Source organism: Rappaport israeli, assembly GCF_001888055.1.
Classification (GTDB): Bacteria; Pseudomonadota; Gammaproteobacteria; order Cardiobacteriales; family Cardiobacteriaceae; genus Rappaport; species Rappaport israeli.
The window spans coordinates 70,815-91,193 of record NZ_LXHZ01000003.1 but is presented as its reverse complement, the minus strand read 5'-3'; the positions used below and the strand labels follow the sequence as shown (position 1 = coordinate 91,193).

At 46.1% G+C, this 20,379-nt stretch carries 10 protein-coding genes, 1 other RNA gene and 6 pseudogenes; 3 read left to right on the top strand and 14 right to left on the bottom strand.

All coding sequences use genetic code 11. The features are described 5' to 3' along the window. The first annotated feature begins 156 nt into the window (after window positions 1-156). From A5N84_RS00630 to A5N84_RS00620, 3 genes and pseudogenes are all read left to right on the top strand, one after another. The gene (locus A5N84_RS00630; protein WP_072280873.1) at window positions 157-513 is read left to right on the top strand and encodes a porin; all 357 of its coding nucleotides are present in this window, start codon (window positions 157-159) and stop codon (window positions 511-513) included. A 41-nt stretch (window positions 514-554) separates the two neighbouring features. After that, window positions 555-1,148 (top strand): annotated as a pseudogene (locus A5N84_RS10145) (porin); the annotation flags it as partial. A 348-nt stretch (window positions 1,149-1,496) separates the two neighbouring features. After that, window positions 1,497-2,072: a BON domain-containing protein gene (locus A5N84_RS00620; RefSeq protein ID WP_072280871.1), complete on the top strand. Its 576-nt coding sequence runs from the start codon at window positions 1,497-1,499 to the stop codon at window positions 2,070-2,072. Window positions 2,073-2,270: 198 nt separating this feature from the next. Here the strand turns inward: A5N84_RS00620 and A5N84_RS00615 are convergent, their stop codons facing one another. The 14 genes and pseudogenes from A5N84_RS00615 to A5N84_RS00545 form a co-directional block, all read right to left on the bottom strand. Then, complete coding sequence (locus A5N84_RS00615) at window positions 2,271-2,510, bottom strand: accessory factor UbiK family protein (protein WP_072280870.1); 240 nt, start codon at window positions 2,508-2,510, stop codon at window positions 2,271-2,273. Between the two features lie 113 nt (window positions 2,511-2,623). Continuing rightward, on the bottom strand, window positions 2,624-3,334 hold the full coding sequence (gene deoD / locus A5N84_RS00610) for a purine-nucleoside phosphorylase (protein ID WP_072280869.1): 711 nt from the start codon (window positions 3,332-3,334) through the stop codon (window positions 2,624-2,626). 33 nt (window positions 3,335-3,367) lie between these two features. After that, window positions 3,368-5,199: pseudogene (edd, locus tag A5N84_RS00605) on the bottom strand (phosphogluconate dehydratase). Window positions 5,200-5,283: 84 nt separating this feature from the next. Continuing rightward, window positions 5,284-5,712 carry a hypothetical protein gene (locus A5N84_RS10140; RefSeq protein WP_158008600.1) on the bottom strand — a complete coding sequence of 143 codons (429 nt, stop codon included), beginning with the start codon at window positions 5,710-5,712 and terminating at the stop codon, window positions 5,284-5,286. Then, window positions 5,637-6,296, bottom strand: a complete 660-nt coding sequence (locus A5N84_RS00595; protein ID WP_072280867.1) for an adenylyltransferase/cytidyltransferase family protein — start codon at window positions 6,294-6,296, stop codon at window positions 5,637-5,639. Before A5N84_RS00595 ends, A5N84_RS10140 begins: the two co-directional genes overlap by 76 nt. A gap of 20 nt (window positions 6,297-6,316) precedes the next feature. Next, a pseudogene (gene recR / locus A5N84_RS00590) lies at window positions 6,317-6,920 on the bottom strand (recombination mediator RecR). A 10-nt stretch (window positions 6,921-6,930) separates the two neighbouring features. After that, complete coding sequence (locus A5N84_RS00585; RefSeq protein ID WP_072280866.1) at window positions 6,931-7,257, bottom strand: YbaB/EbfC family nucleoid-associated protein; 327 nt, start codon at window positions 7,255-7,257, stop codon at window positions 6,931-6,933. Window positions 7,258-9,025: 1,768 nt separating this feature from the next. Beyond that, window positions 9,026-10,107: pseudogene (gene dnaX / locus A5N84_RS00575) on the bottom strand (DNA polymerase III subunit gamma/tau); the annotation flags it as partial. Window positions 10,108-10,261: 154 nt separating this feature from the next. Further along, window positions 10,262-13,509, bottom strand: a pseudogene (locus A5N84_RS00570) (AAA family ATPase). A gap of 11 nt (window positions 13,510-13,520) precedes the next feature. Then, window positions 13,521-14,768 (bottom strand): exonuclease SbcCD subunit D C-terminal domain-containing protein, encoded by a 1,248-nt coding sequence (locus tag A5N84_RS00565; RefSeq protein ID WP_072280863.1) that lies wholly within the window; start codon window positions 14,766-14,768, stop codon window positions 13,521-13,523. Between the two features lie 744 nt (window positions 14,769-15,512). Beyond that, window positions 15,513-15,860: a transfer-messenger RNA gene (ssrA, locus tag A5N84_RS00555) on the bottom strand. Between the two features lie 561 nt (window positions 15,861-16,421). Then, window positions 16,422-17,279 carry an FAD-dependent oxidoreductase gene (locus A5N84_RS09340; protein ID WP_143324762.1) on the bottom strand — a complete coding sequence of 286 codons (858 nt, stop codon included), beginning with the start codon at window positions 17,277-17,279 and terminating at the stop codon, window positions 16,422-16,424. A 119-nt stretch (window positions 17,280-17,398) separates the two neighbouring features. Further along, window positions 17,399-18,244, bottom strand: coding sequence for an NAD(P)-binding protein (locus tag A5N84_RS09335; RefSeq protein WP_078055487.1), 846 nt, complete (start codon window positions 18,242-18,244; stop codon window positions 17,399-17,401). A 21-nt stretch (window positions 18,245-18,265) separates the two neighbouring features. Beyond that, window positions 18,266-20,346 (bottom strand): annotated as a pseudogene (locus A5N84_RS00545) (M3 family metallopeptidase). Between the last annotated feature and the right edge of the window lie 33 nt (window positions 20,347-20,379).

Sequence of the window (20,379 nt, the reverse complement as noted above, 5' to 3'; positions counted from 1 at the left end):
CAGTAAATTGTCGTGAAAAAACCACAAATTGTGCCTTGTTGGTTTCTTGCAACAAAAATGTTGCAAGAACACAAAAAAGAAAGTATCATTGCCTTCGGATTAGGCGAATCCGCGAATTAACAAAATTTAGCATATATATAGCACTTGGAGACACACATGAAAAAAACATTAATCGCATTAGCTGTTGTTTCAGGAAGCATCGCTTCTGCCAACGCAGCAGTGAAAGTGGAAGGCAAAAACAGCACTACTCTTTATGGTTCATTAGGCTACTCAGTAACTATTGCTAACAGCAATGATGGCGTAGTAAATGGCTTAAAACCAAACAGCCTTAAAAAAACCCACTGGGATTTACAAACCAAAAGCGCAAAAATTGGCGTTAAAGGGAATGAAGTATTAGCAAATGGTTTAGAAGCATTCTTCAAGTACGAATTTGGTGTAGATGATGCTACTAAATTAAGTGAAGATGGTAAGAATGCTCCTATGGTCTTAACTCAACTAAAAAAGCATATTTAGGCTTCCGTGGTGATTTCGGTCAACTAACTCTTGGTAAGCAAGGTACCCTTTTAGACGAAGCAACAGGTTTCCGTGGTGGCTTTAACCAACTAAGCCTTGCTGACATTGATGCTCCAGGTACTGTTAGCAAAGCTATTAACTACTTATCACCAAATATTGCTGGTTTAACTTTAGGTGGTTCAATCGTATTAGATGGTCAAAACCTAGCTTCTAAAGGTGCTGATGCATTTGAAGTTGGTGCGTTGTATGAAGCTAATGGCATCAATGCAAGTGCTGCATACCTCAAACAATATCAAGGTACTGCTAACGCAAGAAACGGTTCTGATGAATTCTTAGTTGGAAATGTTTCTTACAAAACTAGCCAATATCAAGTAGGCGTTGGCGCACAAAGCGCTTCATCAAAATCTAAAATTTATAATGTTGCTGGTGAGTGGTACAACGGTGCGAGCACTTTCCGTGCTGGTCTTGCTTATGTTGACAATAAGAGCAGCAGAAGTGATGCTCTTCAAGCAGCATTGGGTTATCAGTACAAATTCAGCCCACGCACCAAATCTTGGGTTGAAGCTAACTACACTAGAACCAAAAATGAAAAAGATGGTTTCCAAGCAGTTGTTGGTGTACGCCACAACTTCTAAGCAATTTTTTGCTAGAACTCAAAAAAGCGAACTTCGGTTCGCTTTTTTTATGCTCCATTCGCCTCGCTAAACTAAAAAATAATATTTGCCCAGCAAAATTAAGATAAGCAGGTAGTCTTTATTAAAATCCCAAAACCTTTATGATGCTTTGGTAAATTATTAATATAAAAACATAGATAATAACTAAAGGCTTTATGTATTTGGCAAAAAAATTAGGCTTACTAGTGATGCCGCCATACCAATATCATCAAAAAATTAAACTTTATCCTCACAATTTAGATAGAGATAGGCAATAATAACAATACTGTCTATAATTAACGCTTTAAATCAGCACAGGTGAAGTCAACCATGCAAATTCATCATTCCATTGCACTCATTCTCTCGGCGCTATTTATCCAAGCTTGCGCACCGCTTTTAATTGGTGGCGCAGCTACCACAGCAGGCGTTATTCATGAGCGTCGCACTGCAGGTACAGTCATTGATGACAACACTTTAGAAGTATTGGTTTTTGGCAAATTATCTGGCGATGACTTGGTCTCTGATAATAGCCATATCAATGTAACCGCTTATAATGGTCAGGTGCTACTCTCAGGTGAAGTGTTTAATGAGCAGATTCGCGCGCGGGCTGTTGATATTGTGCAACAAATTGGCTATGTTAAGTTGATTCAAAACCAGCTTATTATTGGGCGAAAATCAACTTTAGCTGAGCGCACTTATGACACCAAACAGACAGCAAAAGTGAAAATTGCTTTATTGGATGTTGCTGTAGCAGGATTTGACCCCACACGCGTCAAAGTCGTTACTGAACATGGAATTACTTATTTAATGGGGCTAGTGAGTGAGCAAGAAGCTAAGGCTGCAACAGAAATCGCTCGACGGGTTTCAGGCGTCAGAAAAGTCATTACTTATTTTGAAATCAGATAATCATTTGTCCAACTAAAAAATCTGTGCTCTACAAAAAGCTCGATTTATAACAATGAGCGCATAGTTTTCAGATAAACTAAAACCCCTATTATGCCAATCATAATAGGGGTTTCTTTTAACTTAACTATCTCTAACGCACGCGCTGAACGCTATGGATTTAGACCCACCCACTTCTAAGCATCAACTAAAAACATCAACCTAACGGGTTGGCGTAAGTTCGCTTAATTGTTTCTCTAGTGCTTCAATGCGTTGTTGTGCTTGTGCCAGTAATTGTTGTTGTTGCTCAAATTCCTGACGCGGTACCAAATCAAAATCGCTTAACCGTTCTTGAATAAATCGGCGTGTAGCGCTTTTAATTTCCGCATTAATTGGGCGCAATGCTTCAGGCATCGCTTCTTCAATTTTGCTACGCATGAAAGCAAAAGGATTATTTTTCATTGTCTTCTCTTAATAGATGATAAATTGATATTGTCTTTTGTAAATTCTAAAAAATTCTCTAGCTTTGTTGGTGTTCAAACTTACCTTCATTGCTAGAGAATTTTTACTGGATTTTAGATAGAAACCGCTGCATTAAGCGCGATTTTAATCATATCATTAAATGAGGTTTGTCTTTCCTGTGCACTAGTCGCCTCGCCTTTGATAATGTGATCAGACACCGTGCAAATCGTTGCTGCCTTTGCACCAAATTCTGCCGCCACACCATAAATGCCCGCAGCTTCCATTTCAACGCCTAGAATTTGATAACGACGCATGACCTCAAACATTTCTGCATCAGGGGTATAAAATAAATCCGCGGAAAACAGATTGCCCACTTTAGCCTGTACATTAAGCGCCTTTGCCGCTTCAACTAAAGCACACGTCAAGCCAAAATCAGCAATAGCTGCAAAATCATAGCCTTTAAAACGCGTACGGTTTACTTGTGAATCGGTACAAGCGCCCATCCCAATCACCACATCACGCACTTTCACATCATCCAACACCGCACCACACGACCCCACACGGATTAAGTTCTCTACGCCATATTCAGTAATCAATTCTTTAGCATAAATTGAGCAAGAAGGAATCCCCATTCCATGCCCCATTACGGATAATTTCTTACCTTCATATTCACCAGTAAAGCCTAACATTCCACGCACTTCATTGACTTGGCGCACATTGGTTAAAAACGTTTCTGCGATATATTTTGCACGCAGCGGGTCGCCTGGCATCAGCACTGTTTGTGCAAAATCACCTTTTTCAGCATTAATATGTGGGGTAGCCATTTTTTTCTCCTATTGAATTAAACCATCAAAATATTATTTCTTCTGCCAAAGCGGATGTGGGAAACTCATCGCGCCCTCTTCAGCAGGCGTGGTAAGCATACGAAAGCCAGTAAATAATTCACGCCCCGTTCCCATTTGATTTGCGCTTAAATCAGGCGTTCTGACCTCGCGCGCTTCTAACTCCTCATCACTCACCAACACTTCCAACACCCCATTTTCAGCATCCATGCGCACCATATCGCCTTCATGAATACGCCCAATCATTCCACCTAATAACGCCTCAGGCGAAACATGAATGGCAGCAGGCACTTTCCCCGATGCACCCGACATCCGCCCATCTGTAACCAATGCCACTTTATAGCCTTGTTGTTGCAAAGAAGTTAATTGTGGGGTTAGCTGATGGAGCTCTGGCATTCCATTGGCTTTAGGGCCTTGATAACGCACCACCGCGACAAAATCCTCATTCAATTGCCCAGCATTAAACGCTTCAATCAGCGACTGCTGGTCGTGGAATATTTTTGCAGGCGCTTCAACCACACGATGTTCAGGCGCTACAGCAGAAATCTTAATCACCGCCCGTCCAATATTGCCATGTAACATTTTCAAACCGCCATTATCTGAAAACGCACGACTTACAGGGCGCAACACATTTTCATCCCCACTCATTTTTGGCGCCTCTTGCCAGCTTAACTGCCCATCGCGAATACAAGGCTCTTGCGCATAAGCTGACAACCCCTGCCCCATCACCGTAGAAACATCCTCATGCACCAATCCTGCTTCAATTAATTCACGAATCACAAATCCCAACCCACCAGCAGCATGGAAATGGTTCACATCCGCCTTACCATTTGGATAAACCCGCATTAGTAAAGGAATAATTGCAGACAAATCGCTAAAATCTGACCACTGCAAATCAATTCCCGCACAGCGCGCAATCGCAATCAAATGCAATGTATGATTCGTTGACCCCCCAGTTGCCAACAACCCCACCACCGCATTAACAATCGTTTTCTCATCCACCATCTCGCCTAGTGGTTTTACCCCACTATCAGGGCGCACCATTCTCGCCGCCTGAGTTCCTGCAGCGCGCGTGAGCAATTCTCGAATAGGCGTATTTGGATTAGCAAACGCCGCGCCAGGCAAATGCAAACCCATCAACTCCATCATCATCTGATTTGAATTTGCCGTACCATAAAACGTACATGTCCCTGCTGAATGATAAGACTGCGCCTCACTTTCCAACAGCACCTCACGTCCAACCTTCCCTTCAGCAAATAACTGACGCGTTTTTGCTTTTTCATCATTTGCAATCCCACTTGTCATAGGGCCTGCAGGCACAAAAATGGCTGGCAAATGCCCAAACGACAACGCCCCCATCAACAACCCTGGCACAATCTTATCGCACACCCCAAATACAACCCACCATCAAACATCAAATGCGACAACGCAATTGCCGTACTTTGCGCAATCACATCGCGCGAAAATAACGACAACTCCATCCCTGGACGACCTTGCGTAACCCCATCACACATCGCAGGCGTCCCCCCCGCAAACTGCGCTGTAGCGCCCGCCTCAAACACCGCCTCCTTAATCCACTGTGGAAAATCTTTCAACGGCTGATGCGCTGACAACATATCATTATAAGAAGAGACAATCGCCAAATTCGGCGCACGTGAAGCCTTAATACGCTCCTTCGCCGCCTCAGGCATCGCCGCAAAAGCATGCGCCAAATTCGTACAAGATAACTCCATCCGCCCCAAACGGTCGACCTTCTTTGCTGATTCAACCTGCGCCAAATACCGCTCACGCACAGGACGACTACGCTCAACAATTCGATGAGTAACCTCTAATAACACTTTATTCATGATGACATTCCCAATTAATCATTATTAAAACCCCTATTCTACCACCGCCACCCAAGCCACATCCGCACCACCTACAAATTTAAATTACCATTTATTGAAACCTTTACGCCAACAATGCTCAATCACATCATAATAATCGGCATAAAAATCCCCACGTTGTAGCGCCCCACGCGCAAGCCAACGCCCCTCTCCTTGCAGTGTAGGCAACGCCTCTTTGGCAAACTCAAACCCAAACACCTGCACCACCTCTCGCACCCCATCAACCCGCTTAGGCGCATCAAATACCCGCTGCCCACTAAAATGAGCGACCAATTCCTCACGCTCTCCGCCCAAAGTCGCCAACACCGCAGACACAGCCGATTCAAACAAACGCGCTCCCTGACTTAAACGCCTATGAGGCAACGCCCACAAACGCCCCACCCCCTCCACACAAGGCATCACCAACACCGACTCACCACACACCACCCAAGCTGCCGCACACAACGCCACCGCCTCTTTAGGCGCATGCGCCAACGCGCCTTCTCATCGCTAACCGCCTGCTGCACCGCCTGCAACTGCGCATACGCTTCTTTTAGACGAAATTCCTCTAAAAACGCCACCACCGCCTGTGGCAAATCCTTCTCCGCCACCGCCTCCTGCGCCTGCAAAGCAAAATAACGCTTGCGGATATCCGTTGCATTCAAGCCATCAATATTGTCCATCGCCACAAAAGACCAACGCGCAAACAACTGCAAATAATACGAGCTCTCATCCTTCTCATGCCCAATCAACCCCACCCTTGCCTTGGCATCCTCTCCCACAATCTCAGCAACCGTTGCCTCCACCTGCGCCACCCAACGCGCATCATCATAAGGCACATCCTCAATCCCGCGCACCCATAAACGCGCATTGTCTTGCGCATCAAACACCCCACGAATCATCCGCTCTCTTTCTAAAACCGACCACGGATTACGCAAATCACGCGCACTCTTTGCCGAACCACACAACACAATCACCGAATGTGCCTGAGCAAGCGCTGCCTCAATCACCGCCACATGCGCACGGTGCAACGGCTGAAACCGCCCAATAAACACCAAAAAATCCAATTGCTTAGCCATCTATCCGCCTCTTTAGAATCTCATTCTTGATAGCGCGAGCGCGTTGCAAAAGCCAGCGACAACGTCCGTTTATCGATATACACCAACTCCCCCCCCATCGGCACCCCATGCGTCAAACGCGTTGCCAACACCCCATGTTTTTGCGCCAACTGAGCCAAAAAATACGCCGTTGACTCCCCCTCCAGCGTCGCATTCGTTGCCAATACCATCTCCCGAATCCCCCCCTCAGCCAAACGCGCATCTAATACATCCAACCCCAACTCCTGCGGGCCAATCCCATCTAATGGCGCAATATGCCCCATCAAAACAAAATATTGCCCACGATAATCCGTCGACTGCTCAATTGCCAACACATCATCAGGATTTTCCACCACACAAATCACCTGCGCATCGCGCTTGGCATTACTACAAATCAAGCACACCTCACTATCTGATAAATTACGACAACGCCTGCACCGCTGCACCGTCGTCAACGCCTTTGCAATCGCCTGCGCCAACTGCCCCGCCTGCTCAGGTTTTTTCAACAACATATTAAGCGCCATACGTTGCGCGGTTTTTGCCCCCCACCCCAGGCAAACACGTCAGCGCCTGCACCAATTCATCAAAAGAAAGAGAAAAAGACATCCTCTAGCACCTAAAATGGCATCTTAAATCCATCTGGTAAATTCATGCCCCCCGTCAACTTCGCCATCTCCGCCTCAACCAGCGCCTTTGTCTTTTGCGTTGCATCACTCACCGCTGCCGCCACTAACGCCTCTAACATCTCGCGCTCCTCCTGCCAAAGCTCATCAGCAATCTCCACCCGCTCACAACCATAATGCCCATTAAGCGTAACCTTCACCCCCCCAGCGCCCGACTGCCCCACCACAGTCTTATGCACCAACTCCTTTTGCATGCGCTGCATATTTTCCTGCATTTCCTGCGCCTTTTTCATCATACCGCCCAAACCACCTTTAAACATAACGACTCCTTTTAAAATAAAAACTTCAATAAAAACCAATCAATAATAAAAATCACGCCTCATCTAAAGGCGCAACACTCTCCATATCCACCACCGCATGCAATGTTTTCGTTAACGCCACCACCTGCGGATGTGCTAAAAAACGCGCTCTCGCCGCCTGTTCTCGTTGCTCAGCTGCTAATAAATAACGCTTACTCGGCGTCTGTACCGCTTCTTTAAACGCCAGCACCACCTCACAACGCTCCCCAGAATACAACCCCGACAACGCCTGAGACAACGCCTGCTTTTGCGCATCACTAATCAACCCCGCCATCTCCTGCTCACAATCTAACGTCAACACTGGCGCCTGCCACGCGCTCGGCGTAGCAAATTCTGCCAACATCAACGCCTCATGACTCAAAGCCATCTGCTTTAACAAATCATCCCAAAGCATCGCACGCGCCACACACGCTGATAACAACTCCTGCAAACTCGCAAATCTTCGCCCCTCCTCACCTAACACAATCCCCTCTCCTCCAGCAGAAAACGCAACCGCTTGAGCGCTCGTATTTGGATTTGGATTTGGATTTGGATTTGGATTTGGATTTGGATTTGGATGCGCCTCTACCACTTGAACGCCCGCATCTGGTCTTAGATTTGCGCTTGAACGCGCCTCTACCGCTTGAACGCCTGCCCGCGCGATTGCTTGAGACATACTGGCTGATTTTGAATGCGTAGATTGCTCTGCCTGCTTATTGGCGCTTTGCTTTAAAGGTTGCCTTACATGCGACATCTCACGCCCTGCATCATTGGGAAAATACCCCTGCCCCCTCTCTTGCATAAAGTCTGCATGGCTTTCTTGCTCACGCGCCAACTCCCAAGGCATATCCATATCCAAAGGCGGCACATCGGTTAACCACTTTGGCGGTTCTTGCTCATCTTCCCATGTTAATGCCTCCGTCTCCTCCCACGGTGGCGGATTAATTGCAATGCTCGACGGTTGCGCTTCTATCGCGTGGGATTGCATTGCCTCTATTTCTTGTTCTTGTTCTTGTTCTTGTTCTTGTTCTTGTTCTTGTTCTTGTGCTTGTGCTTGTGCTTGTGCTTGTGCTTGTTCTTGTTCTTGTGCTTGTGCTGACGCTATCGGCGCATCAGAATCACCTTCACGCACTGCGTAAGTGTGTTGCGCGGTCGCTTGATTTTCCGCCTCCGCTTCCCAAGGCGGAGAATTCTTATCAAGATTCAAGGATTGCGGAATTTCTTGCTGAGGCGCTGGCGCTTGTGTTCGCACTTGCCCTTGCCCTTGCCCTTGCCCTTGCCCTTGTGCTTGTGCTTGTGCTTGTGCTTGTGCTTGTGCTTGTGCTGACGCTATCGGCGCATCAGAATCACCCTCACGCACTGCGTAAGTGTGTTGCGCGGTCGCTTGATTTTCCGCCTCCGCTTCCCAAGGCGGAGAATTCTTGTCAAGATTCAAGGATTGCGGAATTTCTTGCTGAGGCGCTGGCGCTTGTGTTCGCGCTTGCCCTTGCTCCTGTAGTTGCGGTTGCATTGCGCGCAATTGCGTTGCCTCTATTTCTTGCGCTTGCGCCCCATCCGTCTCATGAAAGCGCGCTGTATCTTGCTCTACCCCAACCTCTGAGTGCGCCTCATGGGCGGGCTTTTTTGCTTCACCGCCTGTCGCTATCTTCTCTTCTAGCTGCGCCGCCAATTCGGTTAATTCTGGCGCATCTTCGGCAAATATTGGCGCTTGTGGCTCTTCTAATGCTTGTACTTGTGCAATGTCCACCCCTGCCATAACAGGTTGTAAAGCCAACATTCGCAACAATCCCATCTCCAACGCTAAACGCGCATCAGGCTGATATGGCAAATTGCGCCAAGTATCGGTTGCGATTTGATACCACAACTGCAACAACTCCACAGGCAAGGCGCGCGCCAAACTTGCATTAAATTCCCCCACTTCGCCCAATTCACGCTCCGCCTCTAGCTGAGCAATGGTAATCAACTGAAACTGCTCTAATAACCGACGCAATACCTCACTATAATCAGGCGAAAACGCTCCATCTGTGCCAATGCCTCACGCAACGCGCGCGCATCGCCTAAAACCAATGCTTTTAATAAACCGCGCAACTGAGTAATCGGGACTGCACCAAGCAAGTTCGCCACTTCTGTGGTAGCGATTTTACCTTGTCCAAAAGCAATGGCTTGGTCGAGCAAGCTCAAAGCATCGCGCATACTGCCATTGCCTGCCTGTGCTAACAAGCGCACCGCCTCATCCTCATAGCCCACCCCTTCATGCTCTAAAATGGTTTGCACATGTGCAATAATCTGCGCTTCGCTCATATTTTTAAGATGAAATTGCAAGCAACGCGATAACACTGTGGCAGGTAATTTTTGTGGGTCGGTGGTTGCTAATACAAATTTCACATGCTCTGGCGGTTCTTCTAGCGTTTTTAACAGCGCATTAAAACTGCTTTTTGAAAACATATGCACTTCGTCAATAAGATAAATTTTATAGCGCCCTTTAACAGGTGCATACGGCACATTATCAAGCAACTCTCGCGTATCCTCGACGCCCGTGCGTGAGGCAGCGTCCACTTCAATTAAATCTGGAAATCTTCCCTGCTCAATCTCTTGACAATACTGACACTGACCACAAGGATTAGACGACACGCCATGCGTCAAACAATTCAACGATTTTGCCAAAATGCGCGCAATGGTTGTTTTACCCACACCGCGCGTACCTGTAAATAAATAGGCATGATGCAAACGTTGATGGTCAAGCGCATAGATCAGCGCTTGGCGCACATGCGCCTGCCCTACCAACTCATGAAAATTTTTAGGTCGCCATTTACGCGCTAATACTTGGTGCATACATTCTTCAGTTAAGCCAAAATAGACGACATTATAACAACAGAATCCCCTTATTTTGCGCCTTGAACAAAAAAGCTTTCAACGCTGTTAATGGTTCAGCGCATTTTAAATATTTTTTGATATACACTCTTTTAAAATTTCAGTTGCGCTAAGTTTAGGCGATTTGACGACATCCAGCCCCTGATAGTTGACTTCTGCCACCTGTTTTAGGGGTTACATGGATTTGCGTGCTAATACGCTCTTTTAAGGCGCTAACATGCGAAATGATGCCGATTAGTTTGCCTTCTTGCTGTAGCCCTGTAAGGGTTTGCAAGGCGCTATCAAGGGCTTCCTCGTCTAGGGTGCCAAAGCCTTCATCTAAAAATAATGAATCCACGCGGACATTCTGGCTCGCCATATGAGACAACCCCAGAGCCAAGGACAAACTAACGATAAAACTCTCTCCACCAGAAAGATTTTTGCTAGAACGAATCTCTCCAGCCTGATAGTTATCTATCACGTTAAGCTCTAGCGGCTGAGCAGTGTCTCGGGTTAACAAATAGCGGTCGGTCATTTTCTGCAGTTGTTGGTTGGCATAAGCAACCATCATTTCAAAAGTCAGCCCTTGAGCAAAATTTCGGTACTTTTTGCCGTCGGCTGAGCCGATTAATTCGTGTAAGTTTTCCCATCTTTGGCGCTCTTTTTCCTGAATTTCGATAGCAACTTGTTTTTCCTTTATTCGCGCTTTAGCGCTCGCATGTTCGCTTAATTTGTGTTTAAGACCAGCGATAATATCCCTCAGCTCTTTTAGGCTCACCTCTTGCGCTTTGAGTTGCGCTTGTAGTTCTTCCAATGATTGGTCTGTAAGCTTGTGAGAAATCTCTTTTGCCAAGCGTGTTTCCCTATCCTTTTGTCTGGCTTTTAAATCTGTTTGACGCTCATCTATATTTTTGACCTTACTCATCAGCTCTGCTCGTTGTTTAGGCGACAGTATCGCCGCCAAGAATTGTTCTTCACTTGAAAAACCTGCAAGTGCAAGCGCCGTGATGAATTCTGTCTCAAGTTTTTTTAACTCTGGCGCGCGTTGCTCGATGCGTTTATTGAGAGTGTCGATAGAAGATTTTGCGATATTGCATTTTTGTTGGGATTCATGGTGTCGTTCTCTGAGCTGTTTTTCAAAATCTTCAGCCTGTGAAATCGTCTTGATTAAATGGCGCTCCTCATTTTCGGGATTCTTATCACCATAGATTGCTTTGCGCTCATCATTTCCAGCGGTGAACTCCTTTTCTAAGATGTCGAGGCGTTCTAGTTTTTCAGTCAAAGCGTTGCTTTGAGTTTCAATCAGCGCATCCAGTCGCTTTATTTCACTGTCAAAAGCCAAGATTTGTTTTTCAATCTCTGCCTTTTTTTTAACCTGTTCCTGCCACGCTTTCAGTCGCGCTTTGAGGTGTTCGATTAATGATGAAAAATCTGTTTTAGGGATATCTGTAATTCCAAGATTTTGCAGTTTGGTTAAAACAGCCTGCCTGCGTTTGGCAAAATCAGCACGCAGTTTTACCAGAGTGTCCTGCGTCTCGGTTAGCGCTTTCTTGGCGCTTGTTTGCTCATTCGCCGCTACTAGCTCTAATTTTTCAGCCTCCGTTAGATTCTTACGGGCTAACTTCTCGGCTTCTGCTAGTTTTTTGATGATGGCTTCCTGATGTTCTGCTTTGCTAATCAAGCTGGTCAAAGCCTCAATCCTGCGCTCGGTTTCATCAGGGATAGGGAGATTGCCTTGCGCAAACGGATGTTCCGTCGCGCCACATAATGGACAGGGCTTACCGTCTTCTAGTTTTGCCCGATGCGCTTGCAGTTTCGCAATTTTGGTTAAAAATGCCATTTCACGTAGCAAAGTTTCTTTCTCGGTGCGATATTCTCGCAATAAGCGCTCTCCTAATAATTGGCTTAATGCCTCTTTATTTTGCTCAAGGCGTTTTAAGCTATCTCCCAATTCCTTTTTACAAATGCTCAATTGTTTGTGATGGGTTTCGTATGACTTTATCGCCCGTTGCAAAGTTGTATGAACCGCTTCTTGAGCTGCCTCCTTTTGCAGGATTTCATCTTGTTTAAAAAGTAGTCCATCAATTTGTTCTTCCACACCAGCCAGAGCGCTTATTAGCCATTCATCTTGTGCATGCTCCTTGAGATAATCTTCTACAAAAGCTAGGCTCGCGTAAGCCTTGGCGCGTTTTTCTAGTTCTTCAATTTGAGCTTTTTTGTCTGCTTCTATTGTTATTATTGCCTTTTTATAGCTTTCATTCTCTTGCTCTAGCGTTTTTTTCTTAGCAGAAAGTTTCTCATCAAGGGCGCGAATTTTTTGCAGTATAGGGGTGGCGCTCTTCAGCGCTTCTTTAGCTTGAATGGTTTGTTGTTCAGCCAATTTCAGTGCCTTGGTCTGTTCTTTGGCAAAGGATTCCAACCTAGGAAGCGCCTCTTGCTCTGTTTTTAACCCTGCTCTGTCATCTGTCTGTTGTTTACGGATAGCGCTAAGCGTTGCATAAGCGCCATCTAATGAAACGGCGCTCAAAGCTTGATTGAGCTTTTCTCGTTCTGGTTTAAATGCCTCAATATCGCCCTGTAGCTTATTTGCTTCATCGCTTAGGTGAATGATTTCCTTTTTTAACCCATCAATAGTAGTCAGCCAGTCCATGGCTTTTTGGGTTTCAGCGAATTTGGCGGTAAGGTCTGTTTCCTCCTTGTTGTTTATCTCAAGCGTCTGTCTGGTCTCTTGTTCTTGCTTTGGGTCAAGCATCACTATCCCTGCCGTTTCAGCCTGTAGTAGGTTTAGTTTTTCTCGCGCTTCACGTCTGCGCTCATGCACACGAATGGAGATTTGGCTGTAAATTTCTGTCCCTGTGATTTGTTCTAACATTGGGGCGCGCTCATCCGCTGGCGCTTGAAGGAAGGCGGAAAAGTCGCCCTGAGCGAGCAATATGGAACGGGTGAACCGTTCAAAGTCCATACCAGTAACCGATTCAATCTGCTCGCTACGCCTTTAATCTTAGATTCGAAAATTTCGCCAGAATCAGCATCAGCAATTTCATGTTTTGGGGATTGGAGTTCGCCGTCTGCTTTCTTCCGCGCTCGGTGTTGGCTCCAATAACAGCGGTAACGTCCGCTCTGGGTTTGGAAGGTTACCTCCGCAAAACATTCACCAGTCTGGCGGGACATGATTTCGTTTGCGCTTTTGGTAATCTTGTTCAGGCGGGGCGTGCGCCCATAAAGCGCTAAGCAAATCGCATCAAGAATGGTTGTTTTTCCTGCGCCTGTAGGCCCAGTGATGGCAAAAATTCCATCAGATACAAAATCAGGATGCGTCAGGTCAATCTGCCATTGACCAACCAGTGAATTCAAATTTTTAAAGCGTAGCTGTAATATCTTCATTGGCAGCCTCTTTATTGCGCCTGTACGTCATCTTCATAGAGAGACAAAACTATTTCTTGGTAGGCTTGCAGCAGTTCAACGCGCTGATCTTCAGGCACTTCATAAACGGCGAGACAGCGTTTAAACACATCATGCACATTCAAATCATCCAGCGTTTCTTCTTCAGCTTGCCCCAACACACGGTCAATAATGCGGTTATTCTTTATGCGAAGAATTTCCATTTGGGTATTAGAAATTGCTGATTCTAAGCGCTCACGCAAATTCCCAATAATCTCACTGCCATCATAAATCACTTCAAGCCAGCCTTGGGCATTCGTTGTCGCTAGTTCAAAAAGGCGGTTTGAAATAGCCTCCCAATCCCCCTTGATGTGCTCAAGCCTTTGAAACACTGGTACATTGATTAGCTGTACAGATGCCGCCGTGCTGTGAAACTCAACCAAACAAACGCTCTTTTGCTGTTTTGCCTCTCCAAAGCCCATAGGTAGCGGAGAGCCACTATAGCGCATGGTTTCAAAACCGCCCACCTTTTGCGGAACATGCAAATGCCCCAGCGCCAAATAATCAAAACACACTGGAAAAATCCCCGCCGTAACATGAGCCAAAGAGCCAACATAAAGTTCGCGTACGCCATCGCCATCAACGGTTTGTCCGCCTGCGCTAAATAAATGCCCCATGCCAACAATGGGAATATCCCTCCCGAGTTTTTCGCGCTTGTGCTCTGCCAAAGCGCCAACAGTGGCATAATGATTGCGGATGCCCTCTATTAATTTTCGTTCCTTATCCTCAATACTCTCACCCGCCTCTGCTATGCGGATATCCCTATCGCGAAGATAAGGCACAGCACAGACAATCAACTCTGGCGCGCCCTGCTCATTACAAAGCATCAACACCTCATCTTCTAAAGATTGCGTGCTACTACCAACCACATAAACATTTAAAGTTTTGAGCAACGCCTTTGGCGCATTAAGAAAAGATGGGGAATCATGATTGCCTCCGATCACAACCACATGCCGACAGCATGATACCGCCACACGGCATAGGAATTGGTAATAGAGCTCTTGAGCGCGATTGCTTGGCGTGTTGGTATCAAAAATATCCCCCGCCACCAGCAAAACATCAACTTTTTCCTCTTCAATAGTCTGAGCCAGCCAATGCAAAAACGCAGCAAACTCTTGATAGCGCTTCCTACCATAAAGCGTGCGCCCAATATGCCAGTCGGAAGTATGAAGCAACTTAAGTGGTGGTAATTTCTGATTCATTGACTATCCTTACCTGCCTGCGAAAAATCATCAGTTTTCATTTTAAACCAATCATTGGTGATTTTTCCTAATCAATTAGGCTGAATTCCTCGCTTATCCAAGCATTTAAAAAATCTAGGCATCAGATTTTAATCCTGACCCGCCTCTAGATATTTTATTAACGGGTGCAAATGGCTTTGAAAGCATATCCAACAAAATGCTATAGTCGAAGAATTGAAAAAGTATTACGGCGTTAGCTCGCCTTGCCGTACTATCTGTACTGTCTGCGGCTCGCCGCCTTGTACTACTTTTCCACTTCTCCAACTATAAACAATACCGTCTTTTGCTTGCCCTCAAAAAGATAAGCGCCCCGCCAGTACTTCCCTTTGCGCGTAACCTCCAAATACAACCCCTACCTGTCTGCATAGCGCTTGGGCTTGCCTTCAGGGCTGAGTCTGGGACTGGATAATTTGGATAATTTGGATAATTTGGATAATTTGGATAATTTGGATAATTTGGCATTATCGCAAGCTTTGCGCGTAAGTTTTCCCATATCTTTCCTTGCTGTTAGTTTTTTAACCATCAATCCCACGCAGGACATGGGTTTTAAGGCAAGTTGTATTTTCCCGCCCCATGATAATAAACACCAATAAAAAGTCTTGCATGCAGGAGAGGCTCAGTGCGCCCCCATGAGGTAAAAACCAAGCAACAACAAGGGTTTTAAAGATACAAAAAAAGCACCTTGATGGTGCTTGATAATGGGTTTGGTGGAGGCGGGGGGATTTGAACCCCCGTCCGCAAATACGCCACTTTCGGTACTACATGTTTAGTTCGTTTTTGGTTTTAACATTTTTTCAGTCAACGAACAAACTTCCAAAATGCGAGTCTAGTTGGTTTAACGATTAAACGCTAGACACGCTCAATCGCGATTCTGTGTAGATTACACTCAGTCTAAATCCACAGACAAATTTAGGTGAGTGAAAGCGGGAATTAAGCCGCTAAAGCGTAGTTGTCTTCGTTTGCAACTAATATTTGAAAGAATTTTACGAGAGTCTTTCATTCTCGACATGCACCTAGAGCTTTGTTATCCCCGTCGAATCCAAGAACGCCCCCAGATGTGGCGAGCGATTATAACAGATTTTTTTTCTTTGGCTAGTAGGGTAAGCTTTTTATCTTTTTTATTTCAATTCATTATTACTATGGCAAATGGCGGTTTTGCTTGGCTGTGTGAGAAGGGGGAGAGATGGTAGTGACGGTTAGGGTAGATAATTTGTCGATTATCTATGGCGATCAGGCGGTGTTTGAAGAGTACTCGCAGGTGTTTTCTGCTGGGTAGTGGCATGTAATTTTGGGGCGCTCGGGGGTATGATTTATCAGGGCGAGTGGCGTTGATGGCACAAGAGGATGGATTATTACCATGGTTATCGGTGTAGCGTAATTGTGTGGTGGGTTTTGAGTTGCGACGTGAGAGAGTGCCACAGAATTAGACGGTAAATATGTTCTACTTTACCACTGAAGGCATTACTTTTTTTATAATCCCTATTCTTTAGGTTCTTTTGGTGAAGGCTATATTGAAATTCCCCTTTCCTACCTCGAACTCGCAGACCTTATTAAACCGCGCTATCTCCCCCCTTCTTTCTAACTGCAACAAAGCCTCATTACCTGTCCTTCAACCTAACTCATCTCACTCACCGCGCGATGCGCCTCATCCACCGCCACTTGCAAATAAGCGCTAAAGCCACTATCGCAATTAGCGATGTGTATATTTCCTAAAGGTTGGCGCGCTTGTGTTTTGAGTGTTTCTATATCGGATGTTCCATCAAACAGCGTTTTAGGCTCATAGCTATAACCATGCGCCCAGCGGTTAATGGTGATGGCTTCAATCAATGGTTCAACTTTGACTCCCACGGGGCTTAATAACCCATTTAACTGCGCAATGGCTTCTTGCTCTAATGTTTTATATGCTGTGCCATAAATTAATTTCCGCCCCAACTGCGCCATTTCACGCACATCGCCGCGCGTCCCGTAAGGTGCTGTTGCGCGCACCATGTGAATGACCATCGCCTGCTCAGGCTCACGTGGACAATCATACTCTCCCATACTCACGGGATAATCTAGTTTTACCACCGCATATGGCGCTGTTGGACAATAAAAACTATGCACGCCCAAATCTTTAAATGCCTGCCAGTTTTTAATTAATACCTTTGTATAAAGAAAAGGAATTTTTACATTTTCTATTATGGCGTCTTGTTGCGTTTTGGGCAGTTGTGGCGCAATTGCAGGCATCATGCGGTAATAACACGCCATCACACAATGTTTTGCGCGCACCCGAACTTGTTTATCCGCATCTGCTTCACGGCGCAAATACACCACCCCCACCCCATCTTCTTCATTGCGCACCACCGCCACGGTAGAATTCAAACGCAGACGCACCGCATTATTGGGCAAATCTAATTTTGCATAATCAAACTGCGCGCTCACCACATCCTCCATCGTATTACCTGAGGCAACATCGCCAATCAATGAACGCACCAATAACCGCGCAATAGAGGCATTGCCATCAGGAAAATGATAAATATAAGGTTCATCTTCTTGCTCAATCTCTGGTAAATCGAGCTGGTCAAATCCAGGGTAGCCATCATGAAAACCATCTATAGCGGCATAGCATCATAGGGATACCCCCACTCATCTGCAGGATAGGCTTGAAACACCGAGCGCGCAGATTTGCTCAACCGCACATGGTGTTGCAAAAAGTGCTCATAACTCATCGCCCCTAAAATCGCTTCAATTTCTTGGCGACTGTGCTCAGGAAAATAATTTTCAGGATTGACAAATAACTGCGTTAGCGCCGCCTTATCTTCTTCAGAAAGTGGGAATTGCGCCACCACTGACGCAGCATCCGCTTCTCCAAAATAAGGGTCTCCCTTTACGACAACATCTCGGCGAAAATGTGCCGCATCAAAATAAATTCCCTCCGTCATGCCATGGCTTTCATACAAATCTTGTTGAAAATACTGATGGAATTTAGTGTAATCCACCCCTAAAGATTGCAATAATTCCTTCGCTACCGCGCTAAACGTCCCCTCAGGTGAATCCAGCGACTCACTCCCCCCATAAGTAATGCGAAAGTTTTCCCCCTCCCCCATTTCATTACGCTTTGCATGCCCACCAAAATCATCATGATTATCTAAAATCAAAATACGAGCTTGAGGAAATTTCTGACGATAAAACCACGCCGACGCCAGCCCACTAATGCCAGCGCCCACCACCACTAAATCATAATCCTCTTCAATGGGTAGCGCCTCAATATCGATTTTAAGCGCCCCAAACGCCAGCGGATGCGTATAGCGATTACTGCCCTCATGATTGCCCCGCAATCCTACCAACATAGGCGGATAGTAGCGCCCTTGCTGCGCTGCCAACTGTTGCCACGGCAACAAGCCAGCGCCTACACTCAACGCTACCCCATTTAAAAAATCCCGTCTTGTAATCGCCATATCTGCCTCTTATTGAATCTATTACTGCGCTAATACACGCTCATCTACAATTGCGCTATGGCGCAACAACGCCTCAACTGATGGCTCACGCCCTCGAAACGCTTTAAAACTCTCCATTGATGAACGCGAACTGCCCACCGCCAAAATCTCCTTCCGAAAGCGCGCGCCCGTCTTAGGATTAAACACGCCCTCCTCTTCAAAAGCGGCAAATGAATCCGCTGATAACACCTCTGCCCATTTATAGCTGTAATATCCTGCGGCATAACCGCCAGCAAAAATATGGCTAAATTGCATGGGAAAACGATTGTGTTCATATTCAGGCGTTACCGCCACCTTCGCGCGCACCGCTTGCAAAATCTCTAAGACTGGTTGTCCAGCGGTTGCCTTGCTATGCACCTGCAAATCAAATAAGGCAAATTCTAACTGACGCAACAACGCCATCGCCGACTGAAAATTTTTCGCTGCCACCAATTTATCCACCAACGCCTCAGGCATAACCTCTCCAGATTGTTGATGGCGCGTTAATGCAGCAATCCCCTCAGGGGTATAGCAGAAATTTTCCATAAACTGACTGGGTTGCTCCACCGCATCCCATTCCACGCCATTAATCCCTGACAAGCTATAGTATTCCACTTGCGTTAGCATATGGTGCAACCCATGCCCAAACTCATGAAATAAAGTAGTAACCTCATCATGCGTTAAATGCGCCACCGCATCGCCCACCGCAGGCGTAAAATTGCACACCAAATACGCCACTGGCAACTGCAAATGTGCACCATCTTTAAAGCGCGACACCGCACCATCCATCCACGCGCCCCCTCGTTTTGCGCGCGCGCATACAAATCCAAATAAAACTGCGCCAGCAACTGCCCCTGCTCATCTAACACATCAAATGCTAACACATCCTTATGCCACACACTCAACGTCTCATTGGGACGAAAACGCACCGCAAATAACGTCTGCGCCACCCAAAACAATCCCTCCAAGACCTTATCAATAGGAAAATAAGCGCGCAGCTGCTCTTGTGATATTGAAAATTTATCCTGTTGCAACGCCTCGCTTACAAACGCCACATCCCAAGGCTCAACGCGCTCTAATCCAAACTGCGTCTTTGCATAAGCGCGCACCTCCGCCATCTCTTGCTCACCTTTGGATTTACTTTTAGCCAGCAAATCCTCGATAAAATCCATCACCGCCTGCGGTGATTTTGCCATCTTCACATCCAACGACAACGCCGCATAATCCTCAAACCCTAACAACTGCGCCTTTTGCTGTCGAAGCGATAAAATCTCTTGAATAATGTTTTGATTATCAAAACGCCCCTCATCACTTCTATCTGAAGCACGCGCGCTATAAGCCTCATACACCTCACGACGCAACGCGCGCTCATTGGCATAGGTCAACACCGCAATCACCACAGGCGCATCCAACGTTAAGACATACCCCTCCAACTGACGTTGTCGCGCCAAATCCGCCAATAATGCCAGCGTACTCTCAGGCAATCCTTGCAAACGTTGTGCATCGGTTAAGTGTAGTTGCCAAGCATTCGTTGCATCCAACACATGATTAGCAAATTGCGTCGTCAACTCAGAAAGTTTTAACGTTAGCGCTTTAAAAGTCGCCTTATCTTCATCAGACAACGCCACCCCACTGCGCTCAAAATCCTCCAGCGCATCGACAATAATTTTTTGTTGCGAAGCATTAAGCGTTGCAAACTCCGCCCCCTCACGAATGCTTTTAAACGCCGCATACAACCCACTATGCTGAGCCATATCCGCGCCATATTCAGACAGTAGCGGTAACACCTTTTCATACGCCTTACGCCACTGCTCACTACTACAGACTGATTGCAAATGCGAAATCGGCGAAAACGCCTTAGATAAGCGATTCTCCATGCGCTCTAATGGCAGAACAAAATTCTGCCAACTAAACACCGACTGCGCCAACAAATCCTCAACCGCCTGCCGATTCTCTGCAATAATCGCCTCAATCGCCTGCACATGCTCAGGACGAATCGCGGCAAAATTAGGCGCTTCTGGCGGATGATATAACGGGTTTTGGCTAAAATCTTGACTAGCAAAAGAAGTGATTTGTTTGCTCATAACAATATCCTTTTAATATAACTCTATATAAAA